The sequence below is a fragment of the Luteimonas sp. e5 genome, assembly GCF_054031035.1.
Genome location: NZ_JBSTRX010000001.1, coordinates 427,559 through 446,837, shown reverse-complemented (window position 1 = coordinate 446,837; position 19,279 = coordinate 427,559). Strand labels below are relative to the sequence as shown.

16 protein-coding genes are annotated in these 19,279 nt (G+C 66.6%); 5 read left to right on the top strand and 11 right to left on the bottom strand.

The features are described from left to right. Window positions 1-44: 44 nt before the first annotated feature. Together ACW11F_RS02200 and ACW11F_RS02195 are read right to left on the bottom strand one after the other, a co-directional pair. Window positions 45-776: a sulfite exporter TauE/SafE family protein gene (locus tag ACW11F_RS02200; RefSeq protein ID WP_456995278.1), complete on the bottom strand. Its 732-nt coding sequence runs from the start codon at window positions 774-776 to the stop codon at window positions 45-47. A 37-nt stretch (window positions 777-813) separates the two neighbouring features. Then, a complete protein-coding gene (locus ACW11F_RS02195) occupies window positions 814-2,187 on the bottom strand; it encodes an MBL fold metallo-hydrolase RNA specificity domain-containing protein (protein WP_456995277.1) in 1,374 nt (457 codons plus the stop codon). 168 nt (window positions 2,188-2,355) lie between these two features. Between ACW11F_RS02195 and ACW11F_RS02190 the strand changes: the two genes are divergently transcribed. Next, window positions 2,356-4,467 carry a M13 family metallopeptidase gene (locus ACW11F_RS02190; protein ID WP_456995276.1) on the top strand — a complete coding sequence of 704 codons (2,112 nt, stop codon included), beginning with the start codon at window positions 2,356-2,358 and terminating at the stop codon, window positions 4,465-4,467. Between the two features lie 169 nt (window positions 4,468-4,636). After that, window positions 4,637-6,652: a M13-type metalloendopeptidase gene (locus ACW11F_RS02185; protein WP_456995275.1), complete on the top strand. Its 2,016-nt coding sequence runs from the start codon at window positions 4,637-4,639 to the stop codon at window positions 6,650-6,652. A gap of 134 nt (window positions 6,653-6,786) precedes the next feature. On the opposite strand, the gene ACW11F_RS02180 is transcribed toward ACW11F_RS02185, so the two are convergent. The 4 genes from ACW11F_RS02180 to ACW11F_RS02165 all read right to left on the bottom strand — a co-directional run bounded on the left by ACW11F_RS02180 (window position 6,787) and on the right by ACW11F_RS02165 (window position 9,671). Continuing rightward, on the bottom strand, window positions 6,787-7,440 hold the full coding sequence (locus tag ACW11F_RS02180) for a rhomboid family intramembrane serine protease (RefSeq protein WP_456995274.1): 654 nt from the start codon (window positions 7,438-7,440) through the stop codon (window positions 6,787-6,789). A 68-nt stretch (window positions 7,441-7,508) separates the two neighbouring features. Further along, complete coding sequence (locus tag ACW11F_RS02175; protein ID WP_456995273.1) at window positions 7,509-7,856, bottom strand: MGMT family protein; 348 nt, start codon at window positions 7,854-7,856, stop codon at window positions 7,509-7,511. A gap of 55 nt (window positions 7,857-7,911) precedes the next feature. Next, on the bottom strand, window positions 7,912-9,033 hold the full coding sequence (locus ACW11F_RS02170) for an anion permease (RefSeq protein WP_456995272.1): 1,122 nt from the start codon (window positions 9,031-9,033) through the stop codon (window positions 7,912-7,914). Window positions 9,034-9,044: 11 nt separating this feature from the next. After that, window positions 9,045-9,671: a DUF47 domain-containing protein gene (locus ACW11F_RS02165; protein WP_456995271.1), complete on the bottom strand. Its 627-nt coding sequence runs from the start codon at window positions 9,669-9,671 to the stop codon at window positions 9,045-9,047. Between the two features lie 220 nt (window positions 9,672-9,891). Between ACW11F_RS02165 and ACW11F_RS02160 the strand changes: the two genes are divergently transcribed. After that, window positions 9,892-11,199 carry a hemolysin family protein gene (locus ACW11F_RS02160; RefSeq protein WP_456995270.1) on the top strand — a complete coding sequence of 436 codons (1,308 nt, stop codon included), beginning with the start codon at window positions 9,892-9,894 and terminating at the stop codon, window positions 11,197-11,199. Then, window positions 11,192-11,812: an exopolysaccharide biosynthesis protein gene (locus ACW11F_RS02155; RefSeq protein WP_456995269.1), complete on the top strand. Its 621-nt coding sequence runs from the start codon at window positions 11,192-11,194 to the stop codon at window positions 11,810-11,812. The genes ACW11F_RS02160 and ACW11F_RS02155 overlap by 8 nt, the downstream gene beginning before the upstream one ends. Before the next feature lie 4 nt (window positions 11,813-11,816). Here the strand turns inward: ACW11F_RS02155 and ACW11F_RS02150 are convergent, their stop codons facing one another. Both ACW11F_RS02150 and ACW11F_RS02145 read right to left on the bottom strand, forming a co-directional pair. Further along, a complete protein-coding gene (locus ACW11F_RS02150) occupies window positions 11,817-13,976 on the bottom strand; it encodes a putative bifunctional diguanylate cyclase/phosphodiesterase (protein ID WP_456995268.1) in 2,160 nt (719 codons plus the stop codon). A 260-nt stretch (window positions 13,977-14,236) separates the two neighbouring features. Beyond that, window positions 14,237-15,004: an RNA methyltransferase gene (locus tag ACW11F_RS02145; protein WP_456995267.1), complete on the bottom strand. Its 768-nt coding sequence runs from the start codon at window positions 15,002-15,004 to the stop codon at window positions 14,237-14,239. Between the two features lie 68 nt (window positions 15,005-15,072). Between ACW11F_RS02145 and ACW11F_RS02140 the strand changes: the two genes are divergently transcribed. Next, on the top strand, window positions 15,073-15,888 hold the full coding sequence (locus ACW11F_RS02140) for an inositol monophosphatase family protein (RefSeq protein WP_456995266.1): 816 nt from the start codon (window positions 15,073-15,075) through the stop codon (window positions 15,886-15,888). A gap of 113 nt (window positions 15,889-16,001) precedes the next feature. Here ACW11F_RS02140 and secF read toward each other — a convergent pair whose 3' ends face one another. From secF to yajC, 3 genes are read right to left on the bottom strand one after another with little or no spacing between them, the layout of a single operon-like run. Further along, the gene (secF, locus tag ACW11F_RS02135; RefSeq protein WP_456995265.1) at window positions 16,002-16,970 is read right to left on the bottom strand and encodes a protein translocase subunit SecF; all 969 of its coding nucleotides are present in this window, start codon (window positions 16,968-16,970) and stop codon (window positions 16,002-16,004) included. A gap of 25 nt (window positions 16,971-16,995) precedes the next feature. Beyond that, window positions 16,996-18,873 (bottom strand): protein translocase subunit SecD, encoded by a 1,878-nt coding sequence (gene secD, locus ACW11F_RS02130; protein WP_456995264.1) that lies wholly within the window; start codon window positions 18,871-18,873, stop codon window positions 16,996-16,998. 51 nt (window positions 18,874-18,924) lie between these two features. After that, window positions 18,925-19,266, bottom strand: coding sequence for a preprotein translocase subunit YajC (gene yajC, locus ACW11F_RS02125; protein ID WP_456995263.1), 342 nt, complete (start codon window positions 19,264-19,266; stop codon window positions 18,925-18,927). Between the last annotated feature and the right edge of the window lie 13 nt (window positions 19,267-19,279).

The window sequence follows — 19,279 nt, the reverse complement described above, 5'->3', positions numbered from 1 at the left end:
CACCCAAGCGCACCGCGCCTGCGGTTCAGTGTTGGCGCCCCGCCTCAGCGCAGTGCTTCGAACAGGGTCACGCAGCCGATCAGCAGCACCAGCCCCAGCGCCAAACGGCGAAACACCGCCTGCGGGATGCGCCGCAGCAGGCGTCGTCCGATCCAGGTGCCGATCAGCGCGACCACCGCCAGCAGCGGAATCCACACCAGGTCCTGCGTCTGGATGTAGCCATTGCGCCAGTAGACGCCGGCGCGGGCGATGTCGATGCCCATGTCGATCGCCGCCGAGGTGGCGACGAAGGCTTCCTTGGGCAGATTGAAGGTGGCCAGGGTCAGGCCGCGCACCGCGCCGCCGGTGCCGACCAGCCCGGCCATGCCACCCGACACCGCACCACCGATCACCGCCACCCACGGCCTGGGCTGCAGATGCCAGTCGTCGCGCCACAGCAGCAGCGCCGAAAGCACGATCAAAAACAGCGCCAATGCCAGTTTCAGCGCCGATACCGGAAGATACGGTGTTGCCAGCGAGCCGAGCAGCGCAAACAGCACCGAGGGCACGCCCAAGGTCAGCAGCAGGCGCCTGTCGATGCCGCCACGGAACAGCCCCAGCTTGCTGAGGTTGCTCAGCAGGTGGTAGACGGCGGTGATCCCGAGCACGGTCTGGAAGTCGAAGAAGAAATTGGCGATCGGCACGAAGAACACCGACGAGCCGAAGCCGCCGACGGTGCCGGCGACCTCGGCCAGCAGCGCCAGCGCCAGAAACAGCAGTGCCCGCTCCAGTCCCATCAGTCAGCGCCCCGCAAGTACCGCACCCGCATCCGGCTCATGCGTCCATCACCATGCCCGGCGTCGCCAGTTCGGCATGCACGCCGAAGCGCTGCTGCAGCTCCCCGGCCAGCGCCTCGCGCGCGCGATCCTCGCCATGCACCAGCACCACCGGCGGTGGCGAGGCGAAGCCGCCGTACCAATCCAGCAGGCCCTGCTGGTCGGTATGCGCCGATAGCCCGCCGACGGTATGCCGCTGCGCCTGCACGCGCACGTCATGGCCGTGGATGCGCACCCACTGCGCGCCATCCACCAGCCGCCGCCCCAGCGTGCCCTCGGCCTGATAGCCGACGAACACCACGTGGTTCTCGCGCCGGTCCAGGCGATGGCGGAAGTGGTGCAGGATGCGCCCGCCATTGGCCATGCCGCTGCCGGCGATGATGATCGAACCGCTGCCGATGCGGTTGATCACCATCGATTCCTCGGTGCTTTCGGTGATGTGCAGATTCGGCAGGCGGAACGGATTGGGCGTGCCGCGCCAGACCTCGCGCGCCTCGGCATCGAACAGCGCATGGTGGCGGTCATAGACCTTGACCACCTTGCCGGCCATCGGGCTGTCCAGGAAGATGCGCCAGCGCGCCATGTTCCATTCGTCCCAGTGCCGCGCGAACCAGTACAGCAGCTCCTGCGAGCGGCCCACCGCAAACGCCGGGATCATCACGTTGCCATGCTGGTTCCATGCCTGATCGAGAATCGCGCCCAGCTCGCGCACCGTCTCCAGCCGCTCGCGATGGTTGCGATCGCCATAGGTCGATTCCATCAGCAGCAGATCGGCCTGGCCGATAGTTTCGGCATCGCGCAGGATCGGCGTGCCCTTCGGCCCGAGATCGCCGGAGAACACCAGCGTGCGCCCGTCGGCGAACACTTCGACGATGCATGACCCCAGGATGTGGCCGGCATCGCGCAGGCGCAGTTCGATGCCGTCGATGATCGCCTCGCGCTGCCCGTAATCCAGCGTGCGCACCTGCTTCAGCGTCTGCAGCACGTCCTCGACGTCGTACAGAGGCTGCATCGGCGGCTGGCCGCGGCGCAGGTGGCGGTTGTGGCGTTCGGCCTCGCTTTCCTGCAGCGAAGCCGCATCCTGCAGCATGATCGGCATCAGCTCGGCGGTGGCGCGCTGGGCGAAGATCGGGCCGCGGTAACCGCGCGCCACCAGCAGCGGCAGCCGGCCGATGTGGTCGATATGCGCATGCGAGATGACGACCGCATCCAGTTCGCCCGGCGCAAACGGAAACTCGGCCGCGTTCATGGCCTCGGCCTCGCGCGTTCCCTGCACCATGCCGCAATCCAGCAGCAGCTGCCGCCCGGCCGCGTGGAGCAGATGCATGGAGCCGGTGACCATGCCGGCCGCACCATGGAAATGAACCTGCATGCGACGCTGCGCCTCCTTGGGTCAGTGCGAGTGGATCAATGTCAGCGGCCCAAGCTAGCACGGCCTGAACGGCTTCTCATGGCATGACTTCCTGCACAGAAGACCGGCCCGGCGCAGGCGTACAGTGCAAGCCTTGCGCCCGCGCCGCGGGCACGACACGAGAGACACATGCGCAACACCGCCCTTCCCCGCTTTGCCCTGGCCCTGTCGATCGCCGCCGCGCTGGCCGCCTGCCAGCAGGCCCCGGACAACGCCGCGCAGGCCGATGCCGATGCCGGCGCCTCCGGCAACGGCGCCATCGGCTACACGCTGGACGAATCCAGGCTGCCGCCGATGAACAGCTTCCAGGCCAGCGACATCGACGCCAGCGGCAATGCCTGCACCGACTTCGGCAGCTACATCAACAAGAACTGGCTCACCGCCAACGCCATCCCCGGCGACCGCACCAGCTGGGGCGCGTTCGAGATGCTCGACGAGCGCTCCACCGCGATCCAGCACCAGCTGGCCGAGCAGGCCGCGGCCAAGGCCGACGCGAAAGGCATCGACAAGCTGATCGGCGACATCTACGCCACCGGCATGGATCAGGCGAAGATCGATGCGCAGGGCATTGCCCCGCTGCGGGGCCGTCTGCACGAGATCGAACAACTGGCCGACGGCGCCGCCATCGCCGACTACCTGCGCCGCAGCTACGCCAAGGGCGAAGGCATGCTGTTCGGCTTCGGCCCGGAAGCGGACTTCAAGAATTCGTCGATGAACATCGCCTATGCGATGCAGGGCGGCCTCGGCCTGCCCGATCGCGGTTTCTATTTCGATGCCGACAAGAAGGACAAGCTCGACGCCTATCGCGGCCACGTCGCCAAGGTGCTGGAGCTGTCCGGCATCGACGCCGCCGATGCCGCGCAGCAGGCTGAGCACGTGGTGGCCTTCGAAACCCGGCTGGCACGTGCGTCGAAATCCAGCGAGGAGCTCTCGCGAGACGTCGCCCTGTTCTACAACCCGGTCAGCATCGAGGAGGCGGACGCGCTGAGCCCGAACTTCCCGTGGTCGGCGTTCTTCGAATCGCAGGGTCTGTCCAAGCCGGACATGTTCTCGCTGGCGATGCCGGACTTCCACCGCGAAGTCTCGACGATGCTCGGCGAGGTGCCGGCCGAGCACTGGCGCAGCTACCTGCGCTTCCATCTGGTGGACAGCGCCTCGCCCTACCTGGCGCAGCCGTTCGTCGACGAGAACTTCGCCTTCTACGGCAAGGCCCTGCGTGGCCAGCAGCAGGACAAGGAGCGCTGGAAGCGGGTGCTGGGTGCGATCGAAAGCAATGTCGGTGAGGCGCTCGGCCAGATCTACGTCAAGGTCGCGTTCCCGGCCGAATCCAAGGCGCGCATGGAAACCCTGGTGCAGAACCTGCAGGAGGCGTTCAAGGCCCGCATCGAGCAGCTGGACTGGATGTCGGACGAGACCAAGGCGCGGGCGCTGGAGAAGATGGCCGCGTTCACCCCCAAGATCGGCTACCCGGACAAGTGGCGTGATTTCTCCGGTCTTGAAACCAGCCGCGACAGCTACATCGGCAACATCCTCGCCGCCAACGCGTTCAACTACCGCTGGGCGCTGTCCAAGATCGGCAAGCCGGTGGACAAGACCGAATGGGGCATGACCCCGCAGACGGTCAACGCCTATTACAACCCGATGCAGAACGAGATCGTGTTCCCGGCCGCGATCCTGCAGCCGCCGTTCTTCGACGGCAAGGCCGATGACGCGCTGAACTACGGCGGCATCGGCGCGGTGATCGGCCACGAGATGACCCACGGCTTCGACGATCAGGGCAGCCGCTTCGGCCCCGGCGGCAACATGGAGAACTGGTGGACCGATGCCGATGCCAGCGGCTTCAAGGCCTTGACCAACAAGCTGGTGCAGCAGTTCGACGATTACCGGGTCGATGGCGGGCAGAAGGTCAACGGCAAGCTGACCCTGGGCGAGAACATCGCCGATCTCGGCGGCCTGGCCATCGCCTATGACGCCTATCAGCGCGCGCTCGGCGGCAAGCAGCCGGCCGCGATCGACGGGCTCAGCGGCAACCAGCGCTTCTTCGCCAACTGGGCCACGGTGTGGCGCCGCAACTTCACCCCGGACGAGCTGAAGGTGCGCCTGACCACCGATCCGCACGCGCCGGCGCAGTTCCGCGCCATCGGCGCGCCCAGCAACCTGCCGGCCTTCGCCCAGGCCTGGGGCTGCAAGCCCGGCGATGCCATGGTCCGCGACGGCGAGCGGCAAGTGGTGATCTGGTAAGCGCGCACGCGACACCGGCAACGCGGCCGCCGCGGCATCGCCCGGCGGCCGCGTTGTTTCCGGCCCTGCAAAACGCGCCTTGCAGCTGAACGCAGCGCGCCGCCACGCCCCGCCGATTGCACGGTGCGCTTGCTATCCTTCGCGCTTCGCTTAGTTGGAGTCCTGCCTGATGTTCCGTGCCCGACCGCTCGTCCTTGCCCTGAGCGCCGTTCTCGTCGCCACCGCCATCGCGCCGGATGCGCAGGCCCAGCGCAAGCGTCGTGCCGCCGCGCCCAAGGCCCCGCCGGTCAGCGCCGAATGCACCGACTTCTACACCGCGATCAACCAGGACTGGCTGGCCGCGGTCAGCGCGCCACCGGGTACCGCGGCGGTCACTGCACTGGGCCAGCTGCGCGGGCGCGCCGAACAGCAACAGCGCGATCTGCTGGATGCGGCGATGAACGCGCCGCAAGGCCATGTGCAGAAACTGCTGGGTGACTTCTGGGCCAGCGGCCTGAATGAAGCCGCGATCGAAGCCGATGGCGCGCAACCGATCGCACCGCTGCTCGATCGCATCAACGGCATCCGCCGCAGCCGTGACGTGCCCGCCGCAATCGCCGCCCTGCACCAGGTCGGCATCCCGGTCGCGTTCAATTTCAGCGCCGATGTCGACCTCAATGACCTCGGTCGCCATATCGGTTATCTGGCCCAGGGCGGCACGGCCCTGCCCGATCCCGCCTTCTATACCCGCACTGATGCCGACATCCAGGCGGTGATGACGCGTTACCGCACCTACGTCGAGAAGATCCTGACCCTGACCGGCACCCCGGCGAACAAGCTCGAAGCGGAAACCGAGCTGGTGCTCGACCTCGAGCGCCGCATCGCGCAGGCCTCGGCGCCACTGGCCAGCCTGCGCGATGCGCGCGGCAACTACGCGCCCACGCCGATCGCCGACCTCAAGAAGCAGTACCGCCATCTGCAGCTGGCCGAATTCATCGCCGCCCAGGGCATCAGCGACGACGTTGTATCGATCGCCAACCCGGCGCTGTTCCAACAGCTCGACGCGATGGTCGGCGGGCTCAAGGCCGATCAATGGAAGGCCTACCTGCGTTATCAGGTCGGCAATGCGATGGCGCCGTACCTGTCGAAGAGCTTCCGTGATGCCGCCTTCGAGTTCCGCGGCCGCGTGCTGCAGGGCATGAGCGCACCCGCGCCACTTTGGAAGCAGACGCTGGACGCGATCAACCTCGCCGCCGGGCCGATGCTCGGCCGCGAATACGCCGCACGCTACCTGCCCGCGACCACCGCTTCGCGCGCCGAGGCGGTCGCCGGCGAGATGCGCGATGCGCTGCAGGCCGCGGTCGAGGCCAGCGGCTGGATGAGCCCGGCCGCCAAGGCCGAAGCACGCGCCAAGCTCGGCAAGCTGCGGATCGAGATCGGCACGCCCAGGCGTGACCTCGACTACACCATCCAGCCGATGGGCCGCGGCAGCTTCGGCAGCAACATGCTGATCGCTTCGACCTGGCGCCATCGCCAGGAGATGCGTCGCATCGGACGGCACAATGCCAGCCGCCGCTGGGACGTGCTGCCGCAGCAGCCGGCGCTGGCTTACGACATGGCGCAAAACCGCCTGATCGTGACCGCCGCGGTGCTGCAGCCGCCGGTGCTGGACATGGGCCAGGACATGGCGGCGCATTACGGCAGCTTCGGTGCGCTGGTCGGCCAGGAACTGACCCGTGCGGTGAACAACCAGGGCCGTGCCATCGATGCCGCCGGCAACGTGCGCGATTGGTGGACTCCGGCCGATGTGGCCGCTTGGGACGCGCTGCTGACGCGTACCGGCAACCAGTTCAGTGGCCTGCCCTACCCGCTGCTGGAAGGCGTGCACGTCAATGGCCGCCTGGTGCGCGAGCGCGCCCTGCACGACCTTGCCGGTCTGCAACTGGCGCAGCACGCCCTCGCCAGCGCACTGCCCGGCAGCGAGGCCGAAAGCCTGCAATCGCTTTACCGCGCCTGGGCGCAGCTGTGGCCGCAGCAGATGGGCATGGAAGCCGCCACCTTCCTGTCCAGCACCACGTCCGAGCCGCCTGGTCAGTGGCGCGTCAATGCCACGCTGGCCAACCAGCCGGGCTTCGCGGATGCGTGGAAATGCAAGGTGCCAGGACCGATGGCGCTGCCGGAGGAAAGCCGCATCACGGTCTGGTAACCCCCAGGCAACCCCGTCCCGGAACCGCTTTCCCGGTTCCGGGGCGTGATGCAAGGCAGCCAGGCCGTCAGTCTGTCCGCACGGCGTGCACTCAGGCCATCAACACTCAATGCACGACACGGTGTGCACGCGCCTCACACGCTGCGCAGGTGACGCTTGCGGCCGCCCTTGCCACCGCCGAATGGCGGCTGGCCACGCCAGTAGCGGATGATCAGCCAACCCGTCAGCATCCCGCCCAGATGGGCGAAATGGGCGATGCCCGGCACGCGCCCGCTGAAGCCGGCAAACAACGCGAAGCCACCGATCAGCAGCACCGCGACCCGTGCCGGGATGAAGAACGGGATCGGGAAGATCACCACCTTCTGCTTGGGGAAGATCAGTGCGTAGCCCAGCACCAGGCCCAGCACCCCGCCGGAGGCACCCACGGTCGGGTATGCCGGGCTGCCCTCGGCGACCATCCACGCACCCAGTGCCAATTGGCACAGACCGGCACCGACCACGCAGGCAAGGTAGAAAATCAGGAACCGTCGCTGGCCCCAGACATGCTCCAGTGGCGCACCGAACATGAACAGCACCAGCATGTTGAACAGCAGGTGCATCAGGTTGCCGTGCATGAAACCGTAACTGAGCACTTGCCAGGGCTGGAACGGGAAGCCTTCACTGCCGGCACCGAGCGGCCACAGCATGAATGGCGCCAAGCGCAGTTCGCCAAGCAGGCTCTGCAGCAGGAACACGCCGACATTGGCGATCAACAGGGCGCGGGTGACGGGGGGGATGCGGGCGAACATGGTGGCTCCAATCGGTCGCACATGATACCGGTCAGGCTGCGGGCACCGCATTCACATGCGACCCGCCCTCACGCATCCGGTGGCCCCCACAGGGCGGCGTCGAGCGTGCCTGATCGCGGCATCCCCGCGACCCGGCCGGCCTCGCTCACCACCACCCCTTCGGCACGCAGGCGGCGGCGTTGCTCGATGAAGTCGTCGGAGTCGGCGGCAAACGCGATGCGCCCATCACTGCGCAGCACGCGATGCCAGGGCAGCCCGGTCTGCGGACTTTCCGCCAGCACCCGCGCCACCCAACGCGCACGCCCGGGCAGCCCGGCGCGGCGCGCCACCTCGCCGTAGCTGCGCACTTCGCCATGCGGGATCGCGCTGACCACGGCGAGGATGCGCGCACGCCGTGCCTGTGCCTGATCGTGCATGGATCAAGGGTTGCGCCAGATGTGGCGCGGGTCAAGCGGGAATGGCTGCCGCGTCCTACATCCAGCCCAGCATGCGCACCAGGTACAGCAGCGCATAGGCGATCAGGCCGGAGGCCGGGATGGTGAAGATCCACGCCCACAGGATGCGCTCGATCACGGTGATGCGCAGTGCGCGCGGATTCTTGGCGAAGCCCACGCCCATGATCGCGGTGGAAATGCTGTGCGTGGTCGATACCGGCATGCCGAAGTGCGCCGCCGTGGTGAGGATGGTGGCCGAAGCGGTTTCCGCGGCAAAGCCGTTGATCGGATGCAGTTTGACCATCTTGTGGCCGAGGGTCTTGATGATGCGCCAGCCACCGGCGGCAGTACCGGCCGCCATCACCAGCGCACAGGTGACCACGATCCAGGTGGCAATGTCCGATTCACCGGCCGTGGCCGGGTGCAGGAAGCCGAGAATGGCCGGCACTTCGTCGAGAATGCCGTTGCTTTCCGCGGCGAACAGGGTCAGCGCGATAATGCCCATGGTCTTCTGCGCGTCGTTGTGGCCATGCGCATAGCCCATGTAGGCGGCGGAGAAGATCTGCGCCTTGCCGAAGACCGCATTGACCCAGCGCGGACGCGCCAGCCGCGCCAGGCGCCCGCCGGCACGCGCCATCGCCGCGATCACCGCCCACAGCAGCACCATGATCAGCACGCCGAGCAGGAAGCCGGCCAGCGGCGAGGTCACCATCGGCAGCAATACCTTCCACAGCAAGCCGCCATTCTTCGCCCAGTTGCCGACGTTCTCCGACCAGATCAACGCGCCCCAGTCGTTGTGCGCGGCCGCCACCGCGGCACCACACAGGCCGCCGATCAGGGCATGGCTGGAGGAAGACGGCAGCCCCTTCCACCAGGTGATCAGGTTCCAGGCAATGGCTCCGAGCAGTGCGCACAGGATCACCTGCGAGGTGACCGCCACCACGCTGGTGTCGATCAAGCCGCTGGCGATGGTCTTGGCCACCGCGGTACCCATCAAGGCACCGATCAGGTTCATCACCGCGGCCAGCATCACCGCCTGCATCGGCGAGAGCACCTTGGTTGCGACCACCGTGGCGATCGAATTGGCAGTGTCGTGGAAGCCGTTGATGAACTCGAACACCAACGCGGTGAAAATCACCAGCAGCACCAGGGTCAGCATGGCGGTGCCCGTCAGCTGTTCTTGAGCACGATCTGGTAGGTCACCACACCCGCCTCGCGGCAGCGGTCGATGGCCTTCTCGAGGATCTCGAAAAACTCCTTGAGCAGGAACATCTCCACCGCCTCCATGCGTCCGGAATAGATTTCGCGGTGCAGCTCCAGGATCAACCGGTCAGCCTCCATCTCGATCGCGCGCAGGCGCTCGTTGAGCCGGCTCATCGGCTCAAGCCGCATGTGGCGCAGCTGCTTGACCATCTCCACCACCACGCTGGCGGCCTGTTCCAGCATCGCCGCGCGTGGTGCGAAGTCGATGCCTTCCAGACGGTGCTTGGCCACGTCGAAACGGTCGGCGAAGCGCTCGATCTGTTTCGGGATCCGGTACAGCGCACCGCCCAGCGCCTCGATGTCCTCGCGCTCGATCGGGGTGATGAAGGTGTCCACCAGCGCATGGTTGATCTTGTCCGCGGCCGCGCGCTCGCGCGTGCGCGCCAGCTTGAAGGCGTCCAGTCCGTGGTAATCCTCCGGCGCGCGCAGCATTTCATACAGCGCCTTGGCGGCATCATGGGCGGCCTCGGCGGCCTCGTTCAGCAAGTCGTAGAACTGGGTGCCGGAACCGAAAATCGTTTGCAGTGAGAACATGCGTGTGCGCTCGCGAAGGTGCCGTCAGTCGGCATCCCGCCATTATTGCAAATACATGACATCGATGGCGGCCCGAGCCACGCTCGATGGGCTGTTATGATCGGCTCGAATTCCAGCACATCCCCATGGACGACGAGCCTCCTGCCCCATTGCACTGCGATTGCCCGCTTGCCCCGCGCAGGCCCGGATCGCATGCGCACGCCCGCGATGAGGCCTGAGCGTGCTTGAATTGCTGGTCGTGCTTGCCCTGATCGCGTTGAACGGATTCTTCGCCATGTCCGAAATGGCGCTGGTCACCGCGCGCAAGCTCAAGCTCAAGCAGATGGCCGAGGAATCACGCGGCGCGGCACGCGCGCTGGCGCTGGCCGAGCAGCCCGACAACCTGCTGTCCACGGTGCAGATCGGCATCACCCTGATCGGCATCCTGATCGGTGTGCTCGGTGGCGAAGCCATCGGCAGCCAGATCGCATCGTGGCTTGATTCGCTGTGGCCGGACGCCAACCGCTATGCCCGCACCATCGGCATCGGCACCGCGGTCGGCCTGATCACCGCCACCCAGGTGATCTTCGGCGAGCTGATTCCCAAGCGCCTGGCGATCACCGACCCCGAGCGCATCGCCAGCCTGGTGGCGATCCCGGTGGGCGTGCTTTCCACCGCGGCAAAACCGGTGGTGCACGGCCTTGGCGCGATCAACCGCGGCGTGCTGCGCCTGCTCGGCATCCGCGACGATGCGCGCGAGGCGATCAGCGAGGAGGAAATCCGCCTGCTGGTCAGCGAGAGCCACGAGCAGGGCGTGATCGACGATGACGAGCGCAACATGATGAACCGGGTCATGCGCCTGGGTGATCGCGATGCCGAAAGCCTGATGACCCCGCGCACCCGCATCGCCTGGCTGGACGCGGAATCGAGCTACGAGGAGAACCTCGCCACCATGCGCGCCACCCCGTTCTCGCGCTATCCGGTGTATCGCGGCAACGACCAGAACGTGCTCGGCGTGCTGGAGGTCAAGTCATTGCTGCATGAGCTGGACCAGCGCCGCCTCGACCTGTTCCACGACCTGCGCGAGGCCGTCTTCGTCTCCGAATCCACCCATGCGATGAAGCTGCTGGAAATCTTCCGCGAGGAACAGCAATCGCTGGCGCTGGTGGTGGACGAATACGGCGACATCAGCGGCATCATCACCATCAACGACGTGATGGGCGCGGTAATCGGCCGTCTGCAGACCCTCGAGGGCAGCGACAAGGATCCGATGGTGGTCGCACGCGAGGATGGCTCGTTGCTGGTCGATGGCAGCCTGGGCGTGGATGACCTGCGCGAACTGATCGACAGCGCACGCCTGCCGGACGAGGACGAGCACGACTACCACACCGCCGCCGGCATGCTGATCGCCCAGTTCGGGCGCATCCCCAATGTCGGCGAATACTTCGAATGGGCCGGATGGCGCATCGAAGTCGTCGACCTGGACGGTCCTCGCATCGACAAGCTGCTGCTGCAGCGCCTGCCAGCGGAGCAGGAAGCGGATGCCTGACAGTCATTTGCGCGGGTTCGGCACCCGCGCCCTGCTCGATGCGCTGACCGTCGGCCCTGCGGAGGAGGTCCTCGAACTGGGCCGGCTGCTTGACGGGCTGGGACGGCGTGGCTTCGGCGTATTGCTGTTTCTCGCCGTGCCGCCGGCATTCTTCCCCGGCGTGGCGGCAGTGCTGGGCAGTCCGCTGGTGATCCTGGTCGGGCTGCAGCTGTTGCTGCATCGCCCGCGCGTCTGGTTGCCGCGCCGCTTGGCCCACCGCGGTCCGCAACGGCAATTGCTGATCCGCTTCGAAACCCGTTTCGCACCCTGGCTCACGCGGCTGGAACGCTGGGTGCGGCCACGCTGGCCCGTGCTCATCGACCACCCTGCCGCCAGCATGTTCAGCGGCCTGCTGCTGGTCCTGCTGGGGATATTGCTGGCGCTGCCGATCCCGTTCACCAACATCCCGTTCGCCGCCCTGTTGCTGTTGTTCGCGCTGGCCCTGCTCGAACGCGACGGCCGATTGATGGTGCTGTGCTGGATGATCGGCAGCGCGGCGGTGTTTTCCCTCGGCGTGGTATCCGGCGAACTGGCCGCCTTGGCAGCGCGCTGGGTCGATATCACCCTGCTCTGAGTCTTCAGCCGAGCAGGCGCCGGAACTGCGCCGCGCTCACCGGGCGCCCCAACCAGAACCCCTGTCCCATGTCGCAGCCGGCCTTGCGCAGCCAGTCGAACTGGCCACGCTCCTCGATGCCCTCGGCCACCACGCGCAAATCCAGCGTGTGTGCCATGCCGATGATCGCCTCGGTCAGCAGCAGGTCGGCACGATCATGCAGCAGATCGGTGATGAACGTACGGTCGATCTTGACCCCGTCGACCGGCAGCCGTCGCAACTGGCTGAGACAGGAAAAGCCGGTGCCGAAGTCGTCCAGCCACAATTTGACCCCGAGCGCACGCAGCCTGCGCAACGTCCCCAGGCTGTCGCCGATTTCATCCAGCACCATGGTTTCGGTCAACTCCAGGCGCAGGGCATGCGCGGGAAGCCTGGTTTCGCTCAGGATCGCCGCAACCTGCTGCACCAGGCCCGCATCACGCAACTGACGCATGGAAAGGTTGACCGAGACAAACAGTGGCAACCCGTCCGCTGCCGTGCCCGCCGCGGCATGCCACTGCATCGCATCGCTGCAGGCCTTGCGCAGCACCTGCGGGCCGAGCTGGTCGATCAGTCCGGACGCCTCCGCCACCGCGATGAAGGCCGAAGGCGCCACCAGTCCATCGCGCGGATGCTCCCAGACCAGCAAGGCTTCGGCGCCCACCACGCGGCGATCCTGCAGGCGCACGATGGGCTGGTAGGTCAAGTGCAACTCGCCACGCTCCCAGGCCCCGTGCAACTCCTGTTCCATGCGCATGCGTCGCTGGATGACCTCACCCATGTCACGGTTGTAGAAGCGATAGCAATGCTTGCCTGAGGTCTTGGCCTGATACATCGCGATGTCGCCGTGCTTGATCAGCGACTCGGCCCCCACCGCATCACCGGGAAACAGGCTGATGCCGATCGACGCACCGAGGAACACCTGCTTGCCCTCGGCCAGCTCGACCGGCTGCGCGCAACTGGCCACCAGCGCTTGCGCCAGCCGTGCCGCTGCAGCGGAAGCGGCATGGATTCCGCTCTCGTTGGCCTCGAGCAGGATCACGAACTCGTCGCCGCCAAAGCGCGATATTTCGGCATGGCGCAGCTCCGCCTGATGCACGGCGCGACGCACTCGCGCAGCCATGTCGATCAGCACCTGATCCCCGGCTTCGTGCCCTGAGGTGTCGTTGATGCGCTTGAAGTCGTCCACATCGACGAACAGCAGCGCCAGTGCGTCCCCTTCGCCAAGGATTTGCAGGCGTGCTTCCAGCCGTTGGCGGAAATCATGCCGGTTCGGCAATCCGGTCAGCGCATCGGTGAAAGCGATGCGACGGATTTCATTGTCGTGTTCGCGCACGCTCGCCACCATGCGCGCAAACGCGCGTTCAAGCTCGCCCAGCTCGTCGCCTCGCACCGACGCTGAGGCCGCGTCTGCGGAAAGGTCGTAAATGCCATGCTCCACGGCGCGCACGCTCTGCGCCAGGCGCAGGATCGGGCGCACGTAACGACGTTGCACCCACAGCATGCTGAACAATGCCAGAGCGCCGATCCCCGCCAGCAGCAGCGAAATCAACAACCGGTGCTGATCCGCCAATTGGCTCATCGCGTGGTCAAGCCGGGCCAGCCTTGCCGCGTCCGCATCACGCGAGGCGGCCAACGAATAACCGATCTCGGCAGCGCCGATCAGGCGCCCTTGGCGCAGGATGCGCACCTCGGCAGCCAGATGTGCCAGCTCCGGGTCGATCGTGCCAAGTCGCGCCTCCACCTCGACATCACCGGGCAGTTCCGCCATCGGCAGGCGGCGCGCATTTTCCACCTTCATGCCCTCGTGCAGAAGGCGATTCTCGCCATCCAGCACGCGCACGCGGGTCACGTCGGGCTCGCTGCTGGTCAGGTTGGCGATGCGGACGACTTCCTCGAGATCGGAATCCAGCAACGGACCCGCCAGTGCGATTCCCAATTGCCATGCATGCCGTTGGGGACACTGCCGCCAGCGATCTTCCATCACTTGCTGCAACGTCTCGCGACTGTAAGCGGCCACATGGTGTTGCATCCTGTTCTGGCGCTGGATCAGCAGCGCCACCACCAGCGCCACACCCAGCAAGGCGAGCAAGGTCAGCACGATGGACTGCATGTGCATTCCCATGCGTGCCAGGCGATTGATCATGCTCCAGCCCCCCTCATGGCCTGCGCTGCCGACTCAGCACTGCCCACGGCAAGCGCCCGGCGCAGGCATCGCGATGACAGCCGGGGCGCCGGAATCGATGACCGGAGACCAACCGGCATTCGCCGGTGGCGGATCTTCTGGCGCAAAGGCGAACTGCAGGCATGGCGGACGCGGGCTGGCACGCACGTCCTGCATGATGGCATGAGGATTCGCACCTGCTCCTGCCTGGGGACATGGGCATGCGCAGCAGGCACGGCGGCTCAGTCCGCATTGGCCAGCCGTGCCATGCGCTGCGCATCGGCCAGCAGCCCGCGCAGCAAGCGCAATTCACGCTGGTTGAGTTCGGCACGCAGGAAGATGCGGCGGAACTTGCGCAAGGCCGAATCCGGAGTGCGTCCCTTGTGGAAATCGATCGCGTCCAGGGTGTCGGCCAACTGCGAGAAGAAACCTTCCATCTGCTCGTGCGCTGCCGGAGGCTCCACCCTCTCCACAGCCTCGGCTACGGCCGCAGGCGATGCCGACAGCAGCGCCATGCGCAACTCGTAGGCCAGCACCTGCACCGCCGCAGCGAGGTTGAGCGAACTGAAGTCCGGGTTGGCGGGGATGTGCACCGCCGCATGGCACAGCTGCAGCTCGTGATTCTCCAGCCCGGTGCGCTCGCGTCCGAATACCAGTGCCACTTCGCCGCCGCTCATCGCCACCTCGAGTGCGCGCGAAGCCGCCTGGCGCGGGTCGAGTTCCTGCAATGCGATGCGCCGGCTGCGTGCGGTGCAGCCCAGCACCAGGCGGCAATCGGCCACCGCTTCGCTCAACGTCGCCACCACTGGCGCATCGAACACCAGCGCCTCGGCGCCGGCCGCCATCGAGGCGGTCTCCAGGTTCGGCGCCTTCTCCGGCGCCACCAGCATCATCCGTGCAAGGCCCATGGTGCGCATGGCGCGGGCGGCGGCACCCAGGTTTCCCGGGTGCTGGGTGCCGACCAGCACGATGCGCAGATGCCGGGCGATGTCGGGGGCGTCGAGGCTCATGCCGTGAATGGTAAACTGACTGGCCGGCCGCGATGCCGGTTCGCTCTGTCACAACCCCGGCACTATCCATGCAGAAACCTGCGGTCAACCTGATGGTCAAGGCGGCGCGCGCCGCCGGCAGCGTGCTGATGCGCAACGTCAGCCGCCTTGAATCCCTCAACGTGGTCGAGAAAGGCCGCCTGGATTACGCCAGCGAAGTCGATGCCCAGGCCGAACAGGCCGCGGTGCGCGAATTGCGCCGCGCCGCGCCCGATTACGCCATCCTCGGCGAGGAAGGCGGCCAGCAGGGCAAGGGCCGCAGCGTATGGGTGATCGACCCGCTCGACGGCACCAGCAACTACCTGCGCGGGCAACCGCATTACTGCGTCTCGATCGCCCTGGTGGAGAACGGCGAGCCGCAGCACGGGGTGATCTTCGACCCGCTGCGCAACGAACTGTTCACCGCCAGCAAGGGCCATGGCGCAGTGCTCGACGACAAGCGCATCCGCGTGGCCGAGCGCCGCACGCTGGAAGGCGCGATGGTCGCCACCGGTTTCCATCCGCGCGAGCGCGAACGCACCGGTGCGCAACTGGAGTGCACGCGCCAGCTGCTGAACCAGGCCGAGGACATCCGTCGCATGGGCTCGGCCGCACTGGATCTTGCCTGGGTCGCCTGCGGCCGCCTCGACGCCTACTTCGAAGCCGGGCTCAAGCCCTGGGACATCGCCGCCGGCGTGCTGCTGGTGCGCGAAGCCGGCGGCAAGGTCTGCGACTTCAAGGGCGCGGCAACGCGGCCGATGGATGCGCGCGGCATCGACAGCCGTCCACTCGTCGCCGGCAACGTGCGCATCGCCGAAGCGCTGCAGAAGCTGATCGCCGACAGCGGTTACGCGGCTGCATTCTGATTGCGGCGTGCAGGCGCATCATCGCCTGCAACGCTCCGAGATCACGGGACGGAATGCAAAAACGCGCGGGAATCCCCGCGCGCTTTCGTTTGCATGCAAGTCAATCCGTCTGATCAGGGGCGTCGTGCCAACGCCGCATCGTCCCGCGCCTTGGGCAGCAGATCCTGCTTGGTGACACGCAACGGGCCCACGGTCAGCATCGCGCAGGCGACGAAGATCGAGGACAGCGTGCCGACCACCACACCGATCATCTGCGTCAGCGCCAGGCCCTGCAGCGCCTCGCCGCCGAACAGGAACAAGGCCAGCACCGAGAGGAAGAACACCGCCGAGGTGATGATGGTGCGCGAGAGCGTCTGGTTGATGGAGGCGTTGAATACCTCGAACGGGGTGGCACGCATCGCACGGAAGTTCTCGCGCACGCGGTCGAACACCACGATGGTGTCGTTGATCGAGAAGCCCATCACCGCCAGCAGGCCGGCAAGCACGGTAAGGTCGAACTCGCGCCCGGTGATGGCGAAGAAGCCCGTGGCGATGACCACGTCCATCAGCGTGGTGATGCTCGCCACCACCGCGAACTTCCATTCGAAGCGCAGGCTGATGTAGATGAGGAAGCCGATCACCACGAAGGCGATCGCCTGCAGTGCCTTGCTGGTCAGCTCCGAACTGACCTGCGCGCTGATCGATTCGCGACTGATGATGCTGGCCGGGTTCTGTGCCGTGTTGACCGCCGCCAGCACCTGGTCGGCCCGCGAGGTGCCCTGGTCGATCTGCCCGTCAGCGCCCTGCTCGGCGCGCAGGCGCACCAGCAGGTTGTTGACCCCGCCGAAAGCCTGCACCTGGGCGTTGGCGAAGCCGGCATCGACCAGCTGGCCACGCACCTGCTCGACGTTGGCAGGCTGCTCGAAACGCAGCTCGATCGCGGTGCCGCCGGTGAAGTCCAGGCCGAAGTTGAAGCCCTTGCCGAAGATGCCGACCAGCGCGGTGAGCAGCAGCAGCGCGGAAATCGCCAGGCCGACCCAGCGGATGCGCATGAAATCGATGCGCGTGTCGTTGGGAATCAGTGTAAGCGGAAAAATTTTCATGTCCGTGTCGTTCTCGGATCGGGCCTCAGATCGCCAGCGTCTTGAGCTTCTTGCGGTGGCCATACATCAGGGTGGCGATGGCACGGGTCACCGTCAGTGCAGTGAACATCGAGGCGAGAATGCCGATCACCAGGGTCACCGCGAAGCCCTTCAGCGGACCACTGCCGAAGGCATACAGCGCCACGCCGGCGAGGATGCCGGTGATGTTGGCATCGAAGATGGAGCTGGAAGCCTTGTCGTAGCCGGTGGCGATCGCCGCCTTGACCGGCATGCCGGCACGCAATTCCTCGCGGATGCGCTCGTTGATCAGCACGTTGGCGTCCACCGACAGGCCGATCGACAGCGCAAGGCCGGCAAAGCCCGGCAGGGTCATGGTCGCGCCGAAGATCGACAGCACCGCCGTCACCAGCACCAGGTTGAGCAGCAGCGCGACGCTGGTGATCAGACCGAACATGCGGTAGTAGAGCATGAAGAACAGCAGGGTGAAGATGAAGGCGAACCCGACCGCGCGCACGCCACGGTCCACGTTCTCCTTGCCCAAGCTCGGGCCGATCACGCTTTCGGCGACGAAATCCATCGGCGCGGCCAGCGCACCGGACTTGAGCTGCTTGGCCAGGCTCTGCGCTTCCTCCTGCGACAGTCCGGTGGTCTGGAAGTCCTTGCCGAACACGCCCTGGATGGTCGAGGCACTGATCACCCGTTCCTCGATGCGCGAGCCCTGCACCTCCTCGCCATCGACGATGCTCACCGTCGGCACGCGCTCGATGTAGACCACGCCCAGGCGCTGGCCGACATTCTCCAAGGTGTGCTCGAGCATGCGCTTGCCACCGGCGGCATTGAGCGTGATCGATACCGCCGGCGAGCCGGTGCGCCCATCGGTGGTCGGTACCGCGGCGAGCAGCTCATCACCCGATACCAGCACCCGCTTGGAGAGCAGGATCGGTGCACCGCTGACCTGCTGGTACAGGCGCGAATCGGGCGGCACCTGGCCGGTGGCCTGGGCGGTCGCCGCGGCCTGTTCGTCACCGGTCACGGCGCGGAACTCCAGCGTCGCGGTGGCGCCGATCTGGCGCTTGGCCTCGGCGGTGTCCTGCAGGCCAGGCAGCTGGATCACCAGGCGGTCCGCGCCCTGCCGCTGCAGCACCGGCTCGGCCACGCCGATGGCGTTGATGCGGTCGCTGATGACGGTACGGTTCTGCTCGATCGCTTCCAGCGCGATCTTGTTGATCTCGGCATCGGGCAGACGCGCCAGGAGAGTGTTCGGCCCCTGCACGCTCCAGGTGAGGGCCGGGCCACCGCTGAGCGGGCTGCCGAGCGCCTCGGCCAGCACGCGCTGCGCGGCGTCGTTGGATGCACCGGGCTCGAGATTGACGACGATGCCATGGTCGGCACGACGGTCCACCGAACGGTAGCGGATCTTGGCGTCACGCAGCGCCACGCGCATGCCGTCGGCATAGGCGTCCAGGCGCTTGTCCAACGCCGCGTTGCGGTCCACCTGCATCAGGAAGTGCACCCCACCCTGCAGGTCGAGACCGAGCGACATCGGCTTGGCGCCCATCATGTCGAGCCACGCGGGCGCGGTCGGCAACAGGTTCAGCGCCACCTGGTGATCGGCACCGAGCGACTCGCGCAGCGCGTCCTGCGCGCGGGTCTGCGCATCGGTCGAATCCAGCCGCACCATCACCGTGCCGTCATCGGGCATCTGCACCGCCCTGGGCGTGATGCCGGCACCGGCGATCGCCGCTTCCACCTGCTGACGCAGGCTGATGCCGGTGGCCGCGCCACGGTTGGCGGTGACCTGCACCGAAGGATCCTTCGGATACAGGTTGGGCAGTGCATAGACGATGCTCAGCAGCACCACCAGCACGATCAGGACGTATTTCCAGCGCGGGAACTCAAGCATGGCGATCACCGGCGCGGCCCAGACCGGGCCGCACGAGAAGGGAAACGAAAATCAGGCAGCCTTCAGCGAGCCCTTGGGCAGCACGTTGGCGATCGCTGCCTTCTGCACCCGCACGCGCACGCCTTCGGCGATCTCCACGCCGACGAAGTTGTCGCCGATGTCGGTCACCACGCCGGCAATGCCGCCGTTGGTGATCACCTCGTCGCCCTTGTTCAGCGCGCCGAGCATGGCGCGATGCTCCTTGGCCCGCTTCATCTGCGGACGGATCATCAGGAAGTACATCACCGCAATCAGAACCAGCGGCATCAGCATCATGCTCATGCCACCACCCTGCGGCGGCGTGCCGGCGGTCTGGGCGTGGGCAACGGGAATCAGCAAGTCGAACAGGTTCATCGGGGCATCCGTG